The organism is Runella salmonicolor, assembly GCF_024158025.1.
Lineage (GTDB): Bacteria > Bacteroidota > Bacteroidia > Cytophagales > Spirosomataceae > Runella > Runella salmonicolor.
The window spans coordinates 59,819-77,733 of the sequence record NZ_JAMZEL010000012.1 but is presented as its reverse complement, the minus strand read 5'-3'; the positions used below and the strand labels follow the sequence as shown (position 1 = coordinate 77,733).

Here is a 17,915-nt window from a genome sequence, read left to right as displayed (position 1 = left end):
CTGCTTGGATCAAAACTGTAAAACCGCGAATTGTAAAACTGCAAAATCACAAAATCACAAAACCGCTTACTGCAAACTGCTTACTGACCGGTCCAGATGCACATAGCCACCGTCCACGTGAATCAACTGCCCAGTGGTGTGGCTTGATTTATTGGAAAGCAAAAATACTACAGTGTGCGCAATCTCGTCGGTGGTGGTCATGCGGTTGCCGAGCGGTATCCGGCTGTTGATGTCGTTGAGGGTTTCTTCGGGATTGGGTAGGGTTTGAATCCATTTTTCGTACAATGGCGTCCACGACTCGGCCACAATCACGGCGTTGACCCGGATGCCGTATTTGAGTAATTCAACGGCCCATTCACGCGTCAGGGCGTTGCGGGCTCCGTTGGAGGCGGCATAGGCCGAGGTATTTCCCTGTCCGGTCTCGGCTACTTTGGAGCTGATGTTCACAATCGGTCCTTTGGTTTTGATGAGGTAGGGCAGGGCGTGCTGGGCGAGGAGATAATAATGCACCACATTTTTGTGCAACGATGCCATAAAGGCTTCATAGTTGCCTTTTTCGAGCCCAACGCCGTCGTTGACACCCGCGTTGTTGACCAATCCGTCAATGCGCCCAAAGCGCTCTACCGTGAGGCGTATGGCTTTCTCGCACTCGGCGGGGTTGGTGAGTTCGGCTTCAATGCCGTAAGCGATGCCGCCGAGGGCTTCGATTTTTTCGATTACAGCCTGATTGTCGGCCGCACTGCGTCCGATAATGACGGGAATGGCTTCTTCAACGGCTAAGGTGCGGGCAATGGCTTCGCCGATTCCTTTGGCTCCGCCCGTCACAATGATTACTTTTTCTCTAAGGTTCAGATTCACTTGATTAAAAAAGATTTATTTGAAGAGAATAATAACGGTCATAAGCGGCTTTACAATACAATTCTACTCTTTGATTCAGGGTCAAAACGAACGACTGCCTGTCGACAACACTGCTTCATGGGCGGGGTAATCGTTTTTCTTGCGTTAAAGTAGAATTGTACCAAAATCCTGCACAATAATACTACTAAAAACTACTTCGGAAACGACTTTTTGTACCTGTTGTCGTAATAACCTTTTTTTTATTGAAAAATCACTTCGTTTATACAAGGCCGTTCAGGGCTGCCCATGATGAATGAGTATTGACTTTCGGGTCTGAATGGAGCAGAAAGTTTTACTGTGTATTGAAGTTTATTTTTGGAATATAAAAAATAGCCTATTATGGTTTTATTTTCTGTTAAATATAAAAAAGTGACCGTTTGATAAATTTTATTTGAATTATAGGTATATTATTTTGTACAATTTAGCGTATTGTATAAATTTATAATACTGTAAAATGTGGGTATTTTGAAAAGATACTCCCCACCCAAAGGCAGTTATTCAGTAATTGTTCTTAATCCTTAAAACCAACTTTACCTAAAATGAAAACAATCCGTTTTGTATGCCTGCTGGCCTTGGTCGGCAGCATGTTTGTCGCATGTCAAAAAGAGGTATTAGATGCCTCTGCCCCCTCAACAACTCCCACCCACAGCGCGTTGAGAGAAGCCGTCGATTGTGATTGCGTAGAAGATTACGCCGATTCTAAGGTTACTTACAACTATGCAAGTGGGGTCATTGTAGAAGTCTGGAACGACGCCACCACTGTTTATTACAAAGTGTATCGTAATGAAGAGGGAGCACCCAATCCAGATCAAATTGGGAATCTATTTGTGGATGATGTAGTGCAAGGGGGCGGAGAAGACAATGTATACGAATTCACAAAACCCGTAGGTACATTGGAAGCATGTGATGAAGTAACAACAGCCCTAAGAGTAGTGGGCACGGGAGGAGAGCCAGTTGTGGCCTCTAATGTCTATAAAATCGTTACACTTTGTCCGCCGCCGCCACCAGTTTGTATTTATACCTACGATACAGGTTTTGGCGGTGAAATTAGAGGATTAGGCAAAGCCTGGTGGTATTATTACCCCGCAGGCTCGGGCGAGAAAATCATTTACGCGGGTCAAACCAAAGTAGCGGGTACGGTGGTTATTGATGGCGCGGGCAACTATACCATCACTTTGGCCCCAGGCTGGTCATTGAAAACTGGTGAAACCGAATCCGTAAAAATTCAGGGTTATACCACTGTTCCTGCCAGCCGACCCGCAGCGGGTCTGTTTTCAGGGCCTTCGAGCTACAAAGGCACAAGTTTGACGGGCTCGATTGCTCCTCAGCCGTTTTATGTGATTCACTTGGATTTGCAATATTGCACCTTGCAGGCGCCATAGTTTCGGCAATAATATATTTATGCAAACAGGCTGCCTTACTTCGGTAAAGCAGCCTGTTTGCTTTTTGGAATGCTATTCTCACCCCCCATAAATCACGCCCACACCTGTGTGCCTTCGGTGCAATTTTTGCACATTTCAATCTCCGAGCGTGACCGAATCAGGGTTTGGCGAAACTGACGGTAAGCGTCGCTTTGCCAAAGATTTTTGAATGTCGTTTCCGATACGTCACCTAATCGGTAGTGTGCGTCTTTATCAAAACAGCACGGAACCACCTTGCCGTCCCACGTGATGACGCACGAGTGCCACATCTTCCAGCAATGCCCGTCCAAACCGTTTTTGATTTGATACGTGCCATCGGGTTTTTGCGAATAACGCGAGTATTTATCAATGGTCGGAATCAGCGGGTCACCTTGTTCGTAATCGTAAATTTGGGCGGTTTTGAGGCCTAGTTCATCTACGCCCAACTCGTCGGCCAGTCGTTTTACGTCTTCGATTTGGTGTTCGTTGGGTTGTACCACCAAAAACTGAAAGACGACGTGCGGTGTTTTTGACTTCAGTTCGCGTTTCCATTTCAGGATGTTGCGGGTTCCGTCCAACACTTTTTCTAGTTTTCCGCCTACGCGGTATTGTTCGTACACATCCTGCGTAGTACCATCTATTGACACAATAAGGCGGTCGAGGCCACTTTCCACGGTGCGGCGGGCGGTGGCGTCGTTGAGATAATGGGCGTTGGTGGAGGTGGCAGTGTAAATGCCTTTTTTGGAGGCATATTTAACCAATTCCAAAAATTTGGGGTGCAAATAAGGTTCTCCCTGAAAATAAAAAATGAGGTACAAAAGCGTATCCGAAAGCTCGTCGATGGTCTTTTTGAATAACCCATCTTCCAACATTCCCGTAGGCCGGGTAAAAGACCGCAGGCCACTGGGGCACTCTGGGCAACGAAGATTGCAGCTCGTGGTGGGCTCAAAAGAAATGCTCATCGGCAAGCCGCGTTGGGTGGCTTTACCCGTCCATTTGGATTCGTAAAAACTATAAATCACCTTCAGGGCATTCCAGACCCGCTTGCGGGAGAGTTTGGACAAGAAATTGAGCCCATCGTTTAGGTTCTGGTTCATTTGCGAGGAGTGGAAATAAAAAAAACTTTCCGAAAGGTAGTACATCTTTCGGAAAGTTGCTTGGCATGGGTGATTTCTGCTACCCTAAAAACTGACGCAAATAGTTTCTACTGGTCAAAATCGCCTCTTTTACGTCGTCAATGCTACCTTCGTAGGCTTTGTCTTCGACTTCAATACATACAGGGCCTCGGTAGCGCACATCGGTCAGGGCCGCAAAGAATTTACGCCAATTTACATCGCCCAAGCCGGGGAGTTTTGGGCTGTGGTATTCAAGCGGATTGGCCATAATGCCCACCCGGTCGAGCTTTTCTTTGTAGAGCTTGGCGTCTTTGAGGTGGATATGATGCAGGCGGTCTTTGTAATCATAAATGGGTTTTGCTTCATCCATCATCTGCCAAATCATGTGCGACGGGTCGTAATTCAAACCCAAAATAGGGCTTGGAATGATTTCAAACATGCGGTCCCACACGGCGGGCGTGGTAGCCAAGTTTTTGCCGCCGGGCCACTCGTCGTCCGTAAAAAACATGGGGCAGTTTTCGATGCCGATTTTGACGTTGTGGGCTTCGGCCACCTGAATAATTTCGGGCCATACTTTACCAAACGTTTTCAGGTTTTCGGTAATGCTTTTGGACGGGTCGCGGCCGATAAACGTATTGACGTTGTGTAAGCCCAGCTTCGCGGCGGCTTTGATTAATTGCTTGATGTGTTCGCGGTAAAAAACGGCTTTTTCGGTATCGGGGTCCAAAGGGTTGGGGTAATAGCCTAGCGCTGAAATGGTTACCTGTTTTTCTTTGGCAAAATGAATGAGATTATGGGCGTAGATGGTATCGGTGAGTACGCGGTCAGCATCAATGTGTGTGACACCCGCATAGCGCCGGGCGTCGGCGTTGTTGGTGGGCCAGCACATCATTTCAACGCAAGAGAATCCGTGATTTGCGGCAAAATCAATAACGTGTTCATAGCCAAAATCGGCCAAAATGGCGCTTACAAATCCAAGTTTTAACATGTAGATGAGGGTTTATTTAGGAATAGTTTGGATTACAAATGAGATTATATTCCACCCGATGCACCAATGAAGATTCGGGGGCTGATAAGCATTAAAGTTGGGATAAAAGTTCGAGAAAGTTTTCCGCCTTCACTAAATTAATTGGTGGAAAAGAGATTGTGTTCACTACAGAAAAATGGCGGTCATTTGTTACTAAATAGTCTGCTTGAGAAGCTACATAGACGTCAGTAAACTTGTTATCATCGAAATCTTGCTCAATCAATTTCCATTGATAAAAAACATCTTGACGATGTATGTTGTCTAAGTGTAAAATTAATTCAAGGACGTCATTAACAGTTTGACTGTCGTATCGTTTAGCAATGACTTCTTCATACTCCGCAATGATTTCAGTATTAAGAGCCAATTCAAATTTGCCATCAATCAGCGCGTCAAAAATGAGGGCAAAAGGTGATTGAGCCGCCAATGACACCAAAAATACATTGGTATCCAGCACAACCCGTAATTTATTGCTTTTCCTCATTTAACCAATCTTGCATAGTTTGAGCTGTATAACCTTTTTCCTGCCAAATTTTGGTAGTATGTTGGCGTATACGGTCGGCGAAGAATTTGACTAAAACTTTTTTTAGGTCTTTAAGTTCTTCTTCCGAAAGATCGTAGGCGAATGTATTCAGCAATTCAACCTGTAAGTTTGTAAGCCTTTGCGGCGAGGCAGTGGTCTGCATCTTTTTAATTTTTTTATCAAATATACTTTTTTAAAAATCATCCTGATAGTAGTTTTTACTCAAATTTTGCGACTATCCGAAATATTGGCTTTCCAAACTTCGGCTATCAGTGCGTCTATCTATTACCTTATAGGCTGAAAAACTAATGGCGTTTGTTTGATATAATTTGCCTGCAACTTACTAAAAAGCCGTTGATGAAAAGGAATTGTGCTTCAAAAAAGGCGTTGCAATTATTCCCTAAGTCCGTAGGGGAGAAGTGCGGTTAAAATGTCTTTTGCCTACTATACAAGCCATTAACACAAATTTTATGAAAACAACAGCCATTGCTCCCAAGGAGCGCATTCTACTCATTGACGGTCTGCGGGGTTTTGCCCTTTTAGGAATTCTTATTGCCCATATTACGTATTGGTTCAACGCAGGGCCGACCCCCAACGATATTTTTCAGAAATATACCAACGACATCGGTTTTCAAATTGCAGGGGCCTTCGAAGGGATTTTTATTTCGGGGAAATTTTACACCTTTTTTTCCTTTCTGTTTGGTTTAAGTTTTGCGCTGCAAATGGAGAGCAAAAGCTTTACCATCGGGCGGTTTGTGTGGCGTTTGTTTATTTTGGGATTGATTGGTTTGGCGCACAGCCTGCATTGGCGAGGCGACATCCTGAGCATTTATTTTGTCGTAGGTTTGTTCATGATTTTGTTTCGCAATGCTTCCGACAAGGTGTTGATTATCGCATCGTTATTGCTGATTCTTAACCTACCGATTCGCATCCGTGATGGATACCGGTTTTTCTACCCAACCCCGCCGCCGACGGCTCAGCAACAAAAACAAAATGAACAAAAAAACAAGTCGTATTGGGATACCGTAAAAAAGGGCGATTACCGTGAACTCCTCACGGTCAATGTGCCCGCCATTGTCGATAAATTTGACTTTCAGTTTGACAGTGGTCGTATTTACATTACGCTTGGTTATTTTCTGTTGGGTTTGTTGGCAGGGCGACGCAAATGGTTTGCCAAATGGGAGGAGCACCGATTGTTTTTTAAAAAATGGCTTAAAATCAGCGGCTTTGCTACCTTGGGTATCATTGCGGTGGCGGTTCCGTTGGGAATTTTCTTTGGCAGTGGCGAACCAAAACCGTGGTTTAACCTCCTGATGAGCGCGTTATATGATGTCCATTGTATGCTGCTGACGATTTTCTACATCGTGGGTATGACGCTTTTATTGCAAAAGAAAAGTTGGCAGGGAGCGTTGCAAAATTTTTCGGTTATCGGCAAAATGGCCCTTACTTCGTATCTAAGTCAGACCCTGATTGGGATAATTCTTTTTTACGGGGTAGGTTTCAACCTGATGGGCGAGGTAAACCCTTGGATTTGCTTGCTCATGACGATTCCAGTCTTTGTCGGGCAGATTATTTTTAGCCGTTGGTGGCTTTCAAACTACACCTACGGGCCAGTCGAGTGGCTCTGGCGTTCGCTTACGTACTTGCGTTGGCAGCCATTAAAACGCGGCGATTTGGTCGCTGAGTTTTAAACTCAACGTGCCGTCGGGTTCTCAAACCCGACGGCACGTTGGCAAAAATTTAAAGCATGGGTATTTATAAACGAGTAAAATTTTATGGGGCTTCCCGCCCAGAAAGCCTCCTCTCTACAACCCCTCCACCGTCGTCACATTATCATCGGAAATTCGGTCGATAAGCTTGTTGTACGGGTCGATACCTGCTTTTTTGGGTTCGCCTTTGACGGTAAATTCGAGCGTGTGCTCGCCGGGGGTAAGCCAATGTTTTTTGAGGTACAGCGGCACTTTTTTCTTCATGCTTTTGGCATTTTTACCTTCTTCCGCAAAGATACCGATGTCGATATAATCGCGCCCTTTGCCCGTACTTATTTCCTTTCCTTGCTTGTCGTAGTAGAGTTTTTTGGCCTGTACGGTGAGTTTTACCTTGTACTCGTTGCCTTTTCCTTTGGTGGCTTCGGCTTTGGTAATTCGGTTTTCGTACAAGGCTATTTTCTCAAAACTATCTTCGGCAAAATACTGCAAGGAATCAGGCACGACTTTCCGTAGCGCCGCAAACCATTTACCAGAAGTTGGATACGGAGGTTTTTCCAGAAACGCGTTTTCGTTGGCAAAATCACTGAGGGCTTTGTTCATGTTTTTTTCTCCAATCAAATCCTGCAAAGCGTAGAGTACCAACGAGCCTTTGTCGTACCATACATAAGAGCGGCTGTCGTTTTCGAGGAGCGTTTCTTCAAACTTGCTCTCGTTAGAACGCCCGCGCAGGTAGGCATCTAAGCAGTACTTGAGGCGGTTTTGCATGGCATCTTCGCCGTATTCTTTCTTCAACACCATGAGCGAAGAGTATTCGGCCATGGATTCTGAAATCTGATTGGCCCCGCGTGTATAACTCGGACAAATCTGGTGCCCCCACCATTGGTGCGCTACTTCGTGGGCGGTCACGTAGTAGGCGTAGTCGGTGTCGTTGGGGTCAGAAAAATCGGCTACCCAGCCAAAACTTTCGGTGTAAGGCACGGTATTAGGAAACGATTGCGCAAAACTTGCATAGCGCGGAAACTCAATAATCCGCATTTCGCTGTACTGATACGGTCGATAATTGACGTGATTGTACGCCAACGCATCCTTTACGCCTTTGATGAAATGGCCTAAATTCTTCTCGTGGCCGGGGTGATGATAAATCGCAATTTTGATTTCCTTGCCGTCGGGGGCTTTCCAAACATCTTTTTTGACTACGTAGCGAGCCGAACAAACGTTAAAAAATAAGTCCATCAGCCCTTCCTGTTTGAAGTGAAAATACCGCCGTCCCTTTTCGGTCCACTCTTTTTGGAGGTAGCCGGGCATGATAGCTATCTGGTCGGGTTCGGTACTGACCGTGCCTTCAAAGGTCACCAAATCGGCATCGTCGTTGAAGAGCAACGTACTCAACCCAAAAGCATCGGATTGCGTAGGCAAGGTATATTTCTTTTCGGGCAAACCGTATTTTTTGCGGTACTTATCTGAGTCAATTTTGTCGCCACCATAACCCATTGAAGGAAAGATTTGAAGATCAAAAAATGTCCCATTCTCAACAATTTCACGACTCAAACCGCTGTTTTCAAAACCCCGATTTTCGGCACGTACAACCACCTCCATTTTTACGGTATCACCCGGTTGCAGCGTCTGGGGAAGACGATAAATTTGATACTTTAACTCTTTGTCATCCAGAATGATTTTTGGGGCTATTCCGTTGATGGTCAACTTTTTGATGTCAGTGTGGGCGATGGGGCTACCCATGTTCAGGTGTAGCGAATCAATAGGCACTTGGGTTTTGTTGACGAGCGTAAATACACCTTGGGCATCACACGCCCGCTCATTCGGAAAAAGGTCAATATTCACCTTCACGTCTATCACTTTAGGTTGGGGCGTACGCTCGTACTTTTTGTATTTCTTCTCATAATTTGCGCCTTGTTGTCGCCCCTCCTCAATTCCGACGTATTTGTTCAGGATGCTCACGTTGTAATAAATGTACGCACTTGCCCCCAGCCACAGCACCGTAAAAAGCGTGAGCCATGCGTATGATTTGCCGCTGAGACGCTGCTTCATCAATTGCCAACGGGCTTTGAAAGCATCTTCAGACCCTCGGTTCCAAAACAAATTGCCCACCACCAGAAGCAAAGCCCCTAACGCCAACCAGTTGAAATGAAACCAGAAAAGGGGCTTGGCAAAATGCCCAAACCCATTCATGTCCGAAATGCGGTAGTTAGGGAAATAGCTAAAAAACAGTAGGTTGTAGTTGATTTCGGCAAAGCTCTGAATGCTACCCAACAAAAACCAAAGCCCGATGGTAAGAATGTGTCCGAGAAATTTTTGATTGACCAAAATATGCATAAAAAAGGCCAACATCGCCAATTCGATGTATTCGGGAAACTCAATCAAATACAAGTCGGTGAAATACTTATCAAACTCAAAGTTGAAATAACCTTTGATAATCTGATTAGCGACTCCGCTGACAATCACTAAGTTAGCCATTACAAATCCCACTAGTACAATGGCCAAAAACTTAGAGCCGTACACCATCCAGTTGGGTACGGGCAACGAATCCGAGATAAGATTGTACTTCACCGACTTGTCTCGATGCACTACCTCTCCCGTGTAAAAAATCAAGATAATATACACGAACAAGCCATAGTTGAAGTCTTTGACCTCAATCATGTAGTAGGTTAGTGGCAATGAGGGGGTTCCGAACTGTGGAAAACCAAACCATCCATCCGTAAACAGAAAAAACAACGCCCCAACCATGATGGCAATAAAGTACGGGTCACGGATAATCTGCCCGAACTCCAACCACGCTTGGCTGAACATTTGGCGAAGAAAGATGCTGCTTGAATAGATTTTGTCGGCCACGGGCAAATCTGCCAGCGACAAACGGGTGGTTGGACGCTCTTCGTCTTTTTGTTTCTTACCAAGTTTTACCGACAGAAACCGCTGAAAACTAAACCGATACAATACGCCTAAAAATACTAACAATCCCAAGCCCGTCCATATCAGGCGGTTGTAGAGGAGATTTCCTACGAGTGGGGCGGTGAGGGTATTTTGTTCAAAAGGAGTCCAGTATTTAGTTGCATTGTTGAAAGTGGTTAGCCCAAAGGGGTCAATCAAATCCACGAGGTTTTTGTTTTCCAAATCACGGGTCAAAACGGTGGAAAGGAGATAGGCAATCAGCAGCAAAATACCTCCCGAGTAGATGATAAACACCTTGCGCGTGAGGGCTACCAAACTAAAAAACAAACAGCCCGTAAACAGCATGTTGGGTACAACAAATAGTAAATAGGGCTGCAAATGATGCCATAGATTGACGGGAGCAAAGCGGCTGGCATTTTCGGCCAGTCCGAGCAGGGGCCCTAAAACGCCTCCCAGCATGATGCCTAATACCATGCCGAAGCAAACAAACAAAAGCGTGACAAATGACCCCAAAAAACGCCCCAATAAGTAGCCTTTTTCGGTAATGGGAAAGCTGAAAAAGTAATCTTTGGTGCCAAATTCTACATCGCGATAGATGGGTACGCCCATGATGGCGGAGCTGATTAAGCTGGCAAAAATGGAGATGATAATCAGCATCTGTGAGATGGCGTAGGGCGAATTGAGGTTGGCTTTTTCAGAAGCGGGACCGCTGCCGTAAATAATATTCAGGAACATGAACAAAAACAGCAGGCCAAAATACAGATAAGTAGCAGGGCGCTTGAAGCGATATTTTAACTCAAAAAGGAATATTTCTTTGAACATAATTTTAGGAGTGAGGAAAGAGGAGTGAGTAGCGAGTAGTTTTTTACTTTGATGCTTCGATTGCGTGGGTGTACGCATTCAAAAGTTTTGCTACTTCCTCCAGTTGATTTTGTAAAACCATTGTATCGGCATAAGCCAAATCTTGAGATAAGATTAGATAGTAGTGCGTTTCGTCCAAAGAACCTTGTGCAATATTCATGAATTTTATTTTATCTGGTTTTGTCCGTTTACGGTAGCCTTCCGTAATATTGGCAGCTACTGAAATTGAACTACGACGCATTTGTGAGATTAAACCAAACAATTCTTCTTTGGGAAAAGTACGAGTGAGTTGATAAACTGCCAAAACAAGTTGATGGGCTTTTTGCCATACAATTAATTCTTTAAATCCTTTTGATTTTTCCATTGTATCATTCAATGTTGTCAAGTTAAAACTCTATTTTATTCTCGCTACTCACTTCTCTCTTCTGGCTTCTAAAAAACTACACCGCCAATCCCACTCGCTTTGTGATTTCGGAGAAATAAACGTCTTCCAAATCGGCAGTGGTGAGTTCAAAACTGCTAAGTGGCTCATCTGAAATCACCCTTATTTGGGTTTTACCCATTTTCAAAGACGTAGAAATAACCTCATAATTGGCCTGATGATGCTCTAATTCTGATTTATCAATCATTTTTTTCCACACCTTACCGCTGATTTCTTTCACTAAGTCGTTTGGATTGCCTTGTGCAACCACTTCGCCGAGGCATATAATGGCCATGTCGGAACACAAGTTTGTGACATCTTCTACAATGTGGGTCGAGAGAATTACAATCGTATTTTCGCCGATTTCTGAAAGAAGGTTATGAAAACGATTTCTTTCGGCAGGGTCGAGACCCGCGGTCGGTTCGTCCACAATGATGAGTTTCGGATTGCCCAACAATGCCTGCGCTATGCCAAAACGTTGTTTCATCCCCCCCGAAAATGTCCCTAAATTTTTCTTTCTGACTTGAAACAGATTTACTTTTTGCAACAGCCCTTCCACAATTTCTTTGCGCTGTTTGGCATTTTGGATGCCCTTCAAACTCGCAATGTGGTCGAGCATGGTTTCGGCCGTTACTCGTGGATATACCCCGAATTCTTGGGGTAAATATCCCAGCACTTTGCGAACGTCTTCTTTCTGACGAAGCACGTCTAAATCGCCCAGCATAACGCTACCACTGTCGGCTTCTTGGAGCGTAGCGATGGTTCGCATGAGCGATGATTTCCCAGCGCCATTGGGCCCCAGCAGCCCAAACATGCCTTGATTGATAGTCAACGATACGCCTTTCAGCGCGTGTACTCCATTCGAGTACGTTTTGGAGAGATTTTGGATGGTTAGTTTCATAAAATATCTGTAAGGGTTGTTTTTACGAAAATAGTAAAAAGACATATAGAATCGGGATATTTTTTGGATTAAAGGCAACATAAGCAGATGAACGTCAAGCGGTAGTGCGTGAGTCAGATGTTTTCTTAATTTTGTTAAAAACAAAGTCATAACAATGATGCCTTATCATCTACGCCGTTGGCAACTAGGCGACGAACCGGCGCTGGCCAAATACGCCAACAATTACCGAATCTGGCGTAATGTACGTGATTCCTTTCCGCATCCTTATACGCTCGACGATGCTCACCATTGGATTGAACTTTGTGAAATGGAAAAACGCCCTACCGTCTTTGCCATCGACGTGGAGGGAGAAGCCGTAGGTGGGGTGGGAATCATCCTGCAAAAAGATGTTTTTCGTAAAAATGCCGAAATTGGCTATTGGCTGGCCGAACCCTTTTGGGGCCGGGGAATCATGGCAGAAGCGGTGAAAGAAATGACGGAATATACTTTTAGACACTACGAGGTACATCGACTGTATGCGGGAGTTTTTGAATACAACCGCGCTTCTATGCGCGTGCTAGAAAAGGCTGGTTATCAGTTTGAAGCGGTGTTGCGGCAATCTGTTTGTAAAGAAGATAAAATATGGGACGAACATGTTTATGTAAAGTTTAGGGAAGAAACAAACAACCCTGACAAGACGTGAATCTCATCAGGGCTATTGTAAAACACACTTACCAATAACAAATATACCAATAACGGTCAGCGCAGCGAGTGCTTAATCTTCAAAAATGCGGTTTTCCAAGTGTTTTTCTAAATCCAACCGAGGAATACCCTTTGACCACCATTCGGGTGCGGGTTTGCCTTTTAGTTGTGCATCAAAAAATTCCATCATTCTTACTGAATAATCTTTGCGGTTGGGTTGTTTTGCCAAGCCGTGGTTTTCGCCTTTGTACTGCATCATCACGACGGGCTTTTTGAGGCGGCGCAAGGCCGTATAAAATTCCACACCCTGCGTAAAGTCTACGGCACCGTCGGCGTCGTTGTGCAACAGCAACAGCGGCGTTTGTACTTTGGTGACGTGATAAATCGGTGAATTGCGGTGGTAGGCATCCCAGTTTTCCCAAGGAGCCACCAAGCGTCCTTGTGAGCCTTCAAAAATCTGGCCGTTGCTTGTACCGCTGTTTTTATAAATGAGATTATACATCGAAATCATGTCGGTCAGCGGTGCACCAGCGGCGGCGGCTTTAAACATATTGGTTTGGGTAATCAAGAAACTGGTCTGGTAGCCGCCCCATGAGTGTCCGTGAATACCCATGCGGGCTTCGTCAATTACGCCCGTTTTGAGCGCCGCTTTTACGCCCGGCAACACACACCAAACGGCCGACATACCTGGGTCGTTGAGTTTGTACACAATGTCGGGAATAAATACGGCGTAGCCGTTGGAGGTGTAGATGGCTGGGTTCCAGCCTGTTCCTGAGTAGCTTGGGTTAGAGAAGTTGTGCAGTGATTGCGAAAGTTTTTCGTAGTAATAAATGATGGTTGGGTATTTTTTACCCTGCTCATAGCCAGCGGGTAAAAACAGTGCCCCCTGCAACGAATCGCCTTTATCACTCACATAATCAACCAAACGCGTTCCTGCCGACCAAGCGTATTTGTCAAACAACGGCGCATTTTTGGTGAGTTGCTTTTCAGAAGTTAACTCCACACTGTTGCTCACAAAATACTGACGAGGCTTGGTGAAGGTTTCTCTTGAAAACACAAACACATCGGCTTTTTTGGCTTTGGTGAGGCTTCCGATGGCCGCATCTTCCCAAATCAACGGTTTGACAACCAACGTTTTGCCGTTTTCAATGCGCGCTAGACCACTCTTTTTGGTCCATTCGCCGTAGATGCGTACATAAATTGGTTTTTTCAAATCAATTCCTTTTTCTTCGGGGTCAAGTTGGTAGCGTTGCTCATAGCGGATTTTGTCGCGTTTGCCATTCTGGGTTAAATTGAAGGCTATTAGTGCTTTTCCTTTGGCGTCCTTCAAGTCGGTGGGCACTTGCCAGATGTCCCAGCCATCGCTCAACAGTACCGCTTTGCTATCGCTGCTCCAGCCGATGATGCCGTACGGTGGCGTTTTCTGGTTGTGGTCGTCTTCTACGTCAACAAAAGATGTCTTGATGTCTTGGGTAAGATTGCGCGATGTTTTGTTGATCATATCGTACAAGAAATAATGCGTGCCTTCCCAGTAGAGAAATTTGGTTCCGTCGGGTGAGGGTTGCGGGCTGGCCCAGAAGCTAGGCAAATAATGCTTCTCACGGATTTTGTCACGTTTGCCCGTTTTGAGGTCAACTAAATAAACATCGACATAATTTTGCCCGTCAAGGCTGCTTTCCAGTTCGTAGTTTGAATTGTCGGTTCCCAAGCCAAAGAGCTGTTTGGGCGCTGCCGATACGTTTTTGACGGTGCTGTCGGCCAATTGAATAAACTTCTTGGCGGCCACGTCGTACATCGACAGGTAATTCTGGTTTTTATCTTGTGTTTCCTGCACTTGCTGCCGCGATTGGAGGCGTTTGTCCTGCCAATGCCAAACGGTCACTTCGGGTTTTTCGGCATCGTCGGTTTTGGCGGCAACGGTGGTTTTGGTGGAATCCGTTTTAAGTTTTGCCAATGCTTTTTGTAAATCGTCAAGGGTTTTGAGGGTGGTATCGGCCTTGATTTTGGCTAGTTTTTCGACGTCAGAAAGTTTTTTAGTGCTGTCCTTCTTGGCTTCGGCGGTTTTTTTATCATCTTTCTTTGCCAGTTCTAGTTTATGAATTCCGAAGAACAAACGCGTCAAATCTTCTGACCAATAAGGCGAACGGTTGGGGCTAACGGTCATTCCTTTCGGAAAATTAATGCTGTCGGTTTTGGGTTCATACGCGGTCAACTCGGGCATGGTTCCGAAGTTTTTGATGCCCAATACGCCAACGCGTTCATTTTTGTATTTTTCATCCTTCGTACTTTTTAGCAAGGCCAGTGCATCGCCCTTTTCGGTCCAGTTGAGCGACTGATAACGGGCTTTGTCATTGTCCATCGTAAGGGTTACGCCGGTGGTCATGTTGCGGAGTTGTACGCCATTCCCTGCCTTTTCGTTGGCATCAATGGTCAGGGCCAGCCAGTTTCCAGATTTGTCAAACGCCATTTCCGACACGTTTCCTATGTTTTGGGTTTTGCTCGTGGCAAGGTCAAACAATAATAAATCGGAGCCTTTGGCGGCATCGCTGCTTGGAGACCCGGCGGGTGCACCTCCGCCCGCTGCCGTAAGCGACAACGCCAAATGCGTCGCTTTTTCGCCGTTGAAGGCAAAGGATTTTACGCGGTCAAATTCAGTTTTTTTGTTGGATGCCAGTTCTACCAAAAATACTTTGTCTGGAATCGGCTTGCCGCCGGGCTTAGCGGCGGCTTTCTTGTCTTTGTCTTTTGCAAACACCTTGAACGCAATCCACTTGCTATTGTCCGAAAAACTCATCTGTGCAAATGTCGGCGCACCGATGGGGTACACGTATTTGGTGGAGTCGGTTGTTTTTTGGATGATGAGTTCGGCGTCGCTTTCATACGTACTCAGCACGTATGCATACCACTGACCGTCGGGGGATAGCTGGGTGCCGCCAAAACCGGGTATTGCTTTCCACGTCAGCACGTCTTTCCACGTCATCGCTGGCTTGGGTTTAGGTTGGGCAATGGCGAATGTGCTGAGGAAGAAACCAAGTAGCACAAAGAGTTTTTTCATAAAAATTTGGAGTTTAGAAGGGATGAATTAAGAATTTTGAACAAATGTAAGCAAGAGCAGCGTTACTTGGCAAAGCAATTATTTCGCAACTTTTGCGGATGAAGATAAAAGAAAGGAAATTGTTATCTTCGCACCCTTAAAAAATTAAAATAGAAGCGAGGAGTGAGGCTAGAGAAGCGAAAATTACGGACTTCTTTCCTGCTTTCTTCTGGCTCTTTATCGTAGAAATGAGCAGAACCATCAATATAAACAACCGCCGTGCTTCGTTTGAGTACTTCTTTTTGGAGACGTACACGGCTGGAGTGGTGCTGACTGGCACCGAAATAAAATCTATCCGAGAAGGGAAAGTCAACCTGACCGATGCCTACTGTATTTTTCAGGATGGCGAATTGCTCGTGCATCATTTGCACATTTCGCCTTACGAAAAAGGCACTTACGCCAACCACAATCCGACGCGTGACCGCAAGCTGTTGTTGAAAAAACGGGAGCTGAAAAAATTGCAGTTGAAGCTAAAAGACCAAGGATTGACGGTAGTGCCGACGCGTATTTTTATCAATGAAAAAGGCTTAGCCAAAGTAGACGTTGCCCTTGCCAAAGGGAAGAAACTCTACGACAAACGCGAAACCATCAAAGAACGCGACCTCAAACGCGGTAATGACGAGTAGGGGTAGACCCGTAGCGGCTGCATTTTGTGAACCACAAAACAGAAAAATAAAAAATGTAAATGTAGGGGCAGGCCTTGCGTCAGCCCTTCTTTTAAACCGCAAAACCGAAGAACGGCAAAATTCTAAATATAAAACCGAATGCCGTAGGGGCCCGCCTTGCATTTTCCCGAAAGCCGAGAGAATGATTTTCCGTAGCTGCGGACGGTCGCAGATTCTCATAGATTAAAGAAACTGGCTCAAAAAAGCCTCAATCTTCACAAAATCAGGGGCTTGTTTGGTATGAAGTGCCTTCAAGAGCGCATGATACTTTTCATCATCTTCTATCTGTTGGCTTTTGAGGCTTTTTTGAAATTCCTTTTGTATCTCTGAAAAACCGAAATCGGCCACGTTGATGCCGACTTGGGCAGCATTAGAGAGGAGGAAAGTCTCAATGGCTTTGTCTAACACGACAAGAAAATGCTGAACACGATGGTCATCTTTTTGTTTAAAAAGTACCCGTTCGCCCCGTTCAATTTCTTCGAAATCTCTAAAATAGGGCGGAATTCGTTTGTCATTATCTACAAATCCTATTAAAATGACTGCATCACTCCGTTCTGCTTCCATTTCAACGGCAACTTGTCCAATACTAAGGGCATGGTTGACAAATTCAGGTTGTGAAAAAAGAAATTTAGCTAAAGCAGTGTCGGCATAACACTCAGGAATAATGCGAATTTCACGTTCAATCATTTGGCTCGAACTTTTTCAAGTTGAAAAATACATCATACCCAAAACGTTGAATGTCACTTAGTTCATCAGGAGTCAGCGCTTTGACGTGGGTCTGGTAATCTTTGTAATACGTCAAATAAACGTTGAGTTGTGTATCGTCTAAGCTATCAATAAAGGTTTGCAATAAATAAGGGCTGTGCGTGGAGACAAAGTATTGGTTATCATCCTTCAAAATCATCCGTTCGGCCAATTCCTTCACATAGGGCGGGAAAGAATGCACCTCTGGCTCTTCAAAAATCAGGACGGAGTTGCTGTTGGATTCAATGGCAGCTAAATAAAAGATGAAGCGTTGGAAGGTGTCGGCAATGCTGGAGTAGGGGTATTGTGTAACGAAGCCATCTATGTTTTTTTGTAGTTTGAAATCTCTTTCATTAATTAAACTGACAAATTCTAAATTTTGCTCCTTGAGCATAGTTACAATTCTGGAACGTATTTCAGGGTAGTTAGTAACTATCTCAAAAAGGTTTTCTCCCGCAGGACTCGATAAATAACTTTTAAAGCTGCTGTCTTGAGGTGCATAAGAATTATACCTGTAATACTTGGTAAAAATATCCACTGTATTATTGTCATGATGCGGCTTTATCAGGCCTTCCATTAGATGACTATCGCTCCACTTTATTATACCCTCACGATTCAAGAATATTGAAGCAATGTCATGGTCGTAAGTCGAGATATTTATTTTGAATATGATAACTCCATTTAATTCACGTTCAAACGATAATGTTAAAAGAAACCTATCGTCAAGCCTTATTTCAATCGTATTTGAAAAAAATGAATCGAAGAATAAATCATCTGTTTTTTTCATTCTAACTAATTCATTCAAATTATCTTCAACAAAAACGGACGAAAACAACCCCAAAGCCTCTAAAATATTGGACTTGCCTACATTGGGCTTGCCAATAAACACGTTCACCCGTTTGCAATCGAGAGAAAGATGCTTGATGGACTTGAAATTCTTGATTTCGAGGTTTTTGATGAAATTATCCATACGTAA

Annotated in this window: 15 protein-coding genes; 4 read left to right on the top strand and 11 right to left on the bottom strand. The window is 44.7% G+C overall.

Annotated elements, in window-relative coordinates; translation table 11 throughout:
- Positions 1 to 66 precede the first annotated feature (66 nt).
- Positions 67 to 858, bottom strand: coding sequence for an L-fucose dehydrogenase (locus NCI00_RS22955; RefSeq protein WP_253531678.1), 792 nt, complete (start codon positions 856 to 858; stop codon positions 67 to 69).
- Between the two features lie 578 nt (positions 859 to 1,436).
- Here NCI00_RS22955 and NCI00_RS22950 point away from each other — a divergent pair.
- Complete coding sequence (locus NCI00_RS22950) at positions 1,437 to 2,279, top strand: hypothetical protein (protein WP_253531676.1); 843 nt, start codon at positions 1,437 to 1,439, stop codon at positions 2,277 to 2,279.
- 92 nt (positions 2,280 to 2,371) lie between these two features.
- Here NCI00_RS22950 and NCI00_RS22945 read toward each other — a convergent pair whose 3' ends face one another.
- The 4 genes from NCI00_RS22945 to NCI00_RS22930 form a co-directional block, all read right to left on the bottom strand.
- Positions 2,372 to 3,394, bottom strand: a complete 1,023-nt coding sequence (locus NCI00_RS22945) for a radical SAM/SPASM domain-containing protein (protein WP_253531673.1) — start codon at positions 3,392 to 3,394, stop codon at positions 2,372 to 2,374.
- Between the two features lie 79 nt (positions 3,395 to 3,473).
- Positions 3,474 to 4,400 carry a sugar phosphate isomerase/epimerase family protein gene (locus tag NCI00_RS22940; RefSeq protein WP_253531671.1) on the bottom strand — a complete coding sequence of 309 codons (927 nt, stop codon included), beginning with the start codon at positions 4,398 to 4,400 and terminating at the stop codon, positions 3,474 to 3,476.
- Between the two features lie 91 nt (positions 4,401 to 4,491).
- Positions 4,492 to 4,920 (bottom strand): putative toxin-antitoxin system toxin component, PIN family, encoded by a 429-nt coding sequence (locus NCI00_RS22935; RefSeq protein ID WP_253531669.1) that lies wholly within the window; start codon positions 4,918 to 4,920, stop codon positions 4,492 to 4,494.
- Positions 4,904 to 5,122: a DUF8507 family protein gene (locus tag NCI00_RS22930; protein ID WP_253531667.1), complete on the bottom strand. Its 219-nt coding sequence runs from the start codon at positions 5,120 to 5,122 to the stop codon at positions 4,904 to 4,906. The genes NCI00_RS22935 and NCI00_RS22930 overlap by 17 nt, the downstream gene beginning before the upstream one ends.
- 307 nt (positions 5,123 to 5,429) lie before the next feature.
- On the opposite strand from NCI00_RS22930, the gene NCI00_RS22925 reads away from it, so the two are divergent.
- The gene (locus NCI00_RS22925; protein WP_253531665.1) at positions 5,430 to 6,650 is read left to right on the top strand and encodes a DUF418 domain-containing protein; all 1,221 of its coding nucleotides are present in this window, start codon (positions 5,430 to 5,432) and stop codon (positions 6,648 to 6,650) included.
- A 114-nt stretch (positions 6,651 to 6,764) separates the two neighbouring features.
- Here NCI00_RS22925 and NCI00_RS22920 read toward each other — a convergent pair whose 3' ends face one another.
- From NCI00_RS22920 to NCI00_RS22910, 3 genes are all read right to left on the bottom strand, one after another.
- On the bottom strand, positions 6,765 to 10,394 hold the full coding sequence (locus tag NCI00_RS22920; protein WP_253531663.1) for an ABC transporter permease/M1 family aminopeptidase: 3,630 nt from the start codon (positions 10,392 to 10,394) through the stop codon (positions 6,765 to 6,767).
- Positions 10,395 to 10,437: 43 nt separating this feature from the next.
- Entirely contained in the window at positions 10,438 to 10,797 is a 360-nt protein-coding gene (locus NCI00_RS22915; protein ID WP_253531661.1) for a four helix bundle protein, read from the bottom strand.
- Positions 10,798 to 10,873: 76 nt separating this feature from the next.
- Positions 10,874 to 11,755: an ABC transporter ATP-binding protein gene (locus NCI00_RS22910; RefSeq protein ID WP_253531659.1), complete on the bottom strand. Its 882-nt coding sequence runs from the start codon at positions 11,753 to 11,755 to the stop codon at positions 10,874 to 10,876.
- A 154-nt stretch (positions 11,756 to 11,909) separates the two neighbouring features.
- Here NCI00_RS22910 and NCI00_RS22905 point away from each other — a divergent pair, with 154 nt between their 5' ends.
- Positions 11,910 to 12,437 carry a GNAT family N-acetyltransferase gene (locus NCI00_RS22905; protein WP_310586787.1) on the top strand — a complete coding sequence of 176 codons (528 nt, stop codon included), beginning with the start codon at positions 11,910 to 11,912 and terminating at the stop codon, positions 12,435 to 12,437.
- A 72-nt stretch (positions 12,438 to 12,509) separates the two neighbouring features.
- On the opposite strand, the gene NCI00_RS22900 is transcribed toward NCI00_RS22905, so the two are convergent.
- A complete protein-coding gene (locus NCI00_RS22900) occupies positions 12,510 to 15,491 on the bottom strand; it encodes a prolyl oligopeptidase family serine peptidase (RefSeq protein ID WP_253531657.1) in 2,982 nt (993 codons plus the stop codon).
- Between the two features lie 227 nt (positions 15,492 to 15,718).
- Here NCI00_RS22900 and smpB point away from each other — a divergent pair, with 227 nt between their 5' ends.
- A complete protein-coding gene (gene smpB / locus NCI00_RS22895) occupies positions 15,719 to 16,156 on the top strand; it encodes an SsrA-binding protein SmpB (RefSeq protein WP_114069375.1) in 438 nt (145 codons plus the stop codon).
- A 222-nt stretch (positions 16,157 to 16,378) separates the two neighbouring features.
- Here the strand turns inward: smpB and NCI00_RS22890 are convergent, their stop codons facing one another.
- Both NCI00_RS22890 and NCI00_RS22885 read right to left on the bottom strand, forming a co-directional pair.
- The gene (locus NCI00_RS22890; RefSeq protein WP_253531655.1) at positions 16,379 to 16,882 is read right to left on the bottom strand and encodes a hypothetical protein; all 504 of its coding nucleotides are present in this window, start codon (positions 16,880 to 16,882) and stop codon (positions 16,379 to 16,381) included.
- Positions 16,875 to 17,909: an AAA family ATPase gene (locus tag NCI00_RS22885; RefSeq protein WP_253531653.1), complete on the bottom strand. Its 1,035-nt coding sequence runs from the start codon at positions 17,907 to 17,909 to the stop codon at positions 16,875 to 16,877. Before NCI00_RS22885 ends, NCI00_RS22890 begins: the two co-directional genes overlap by 8 nt.
- Between the last annotated feature and the right edge of the window lie 6 nt (positions 17,910 to 17,915).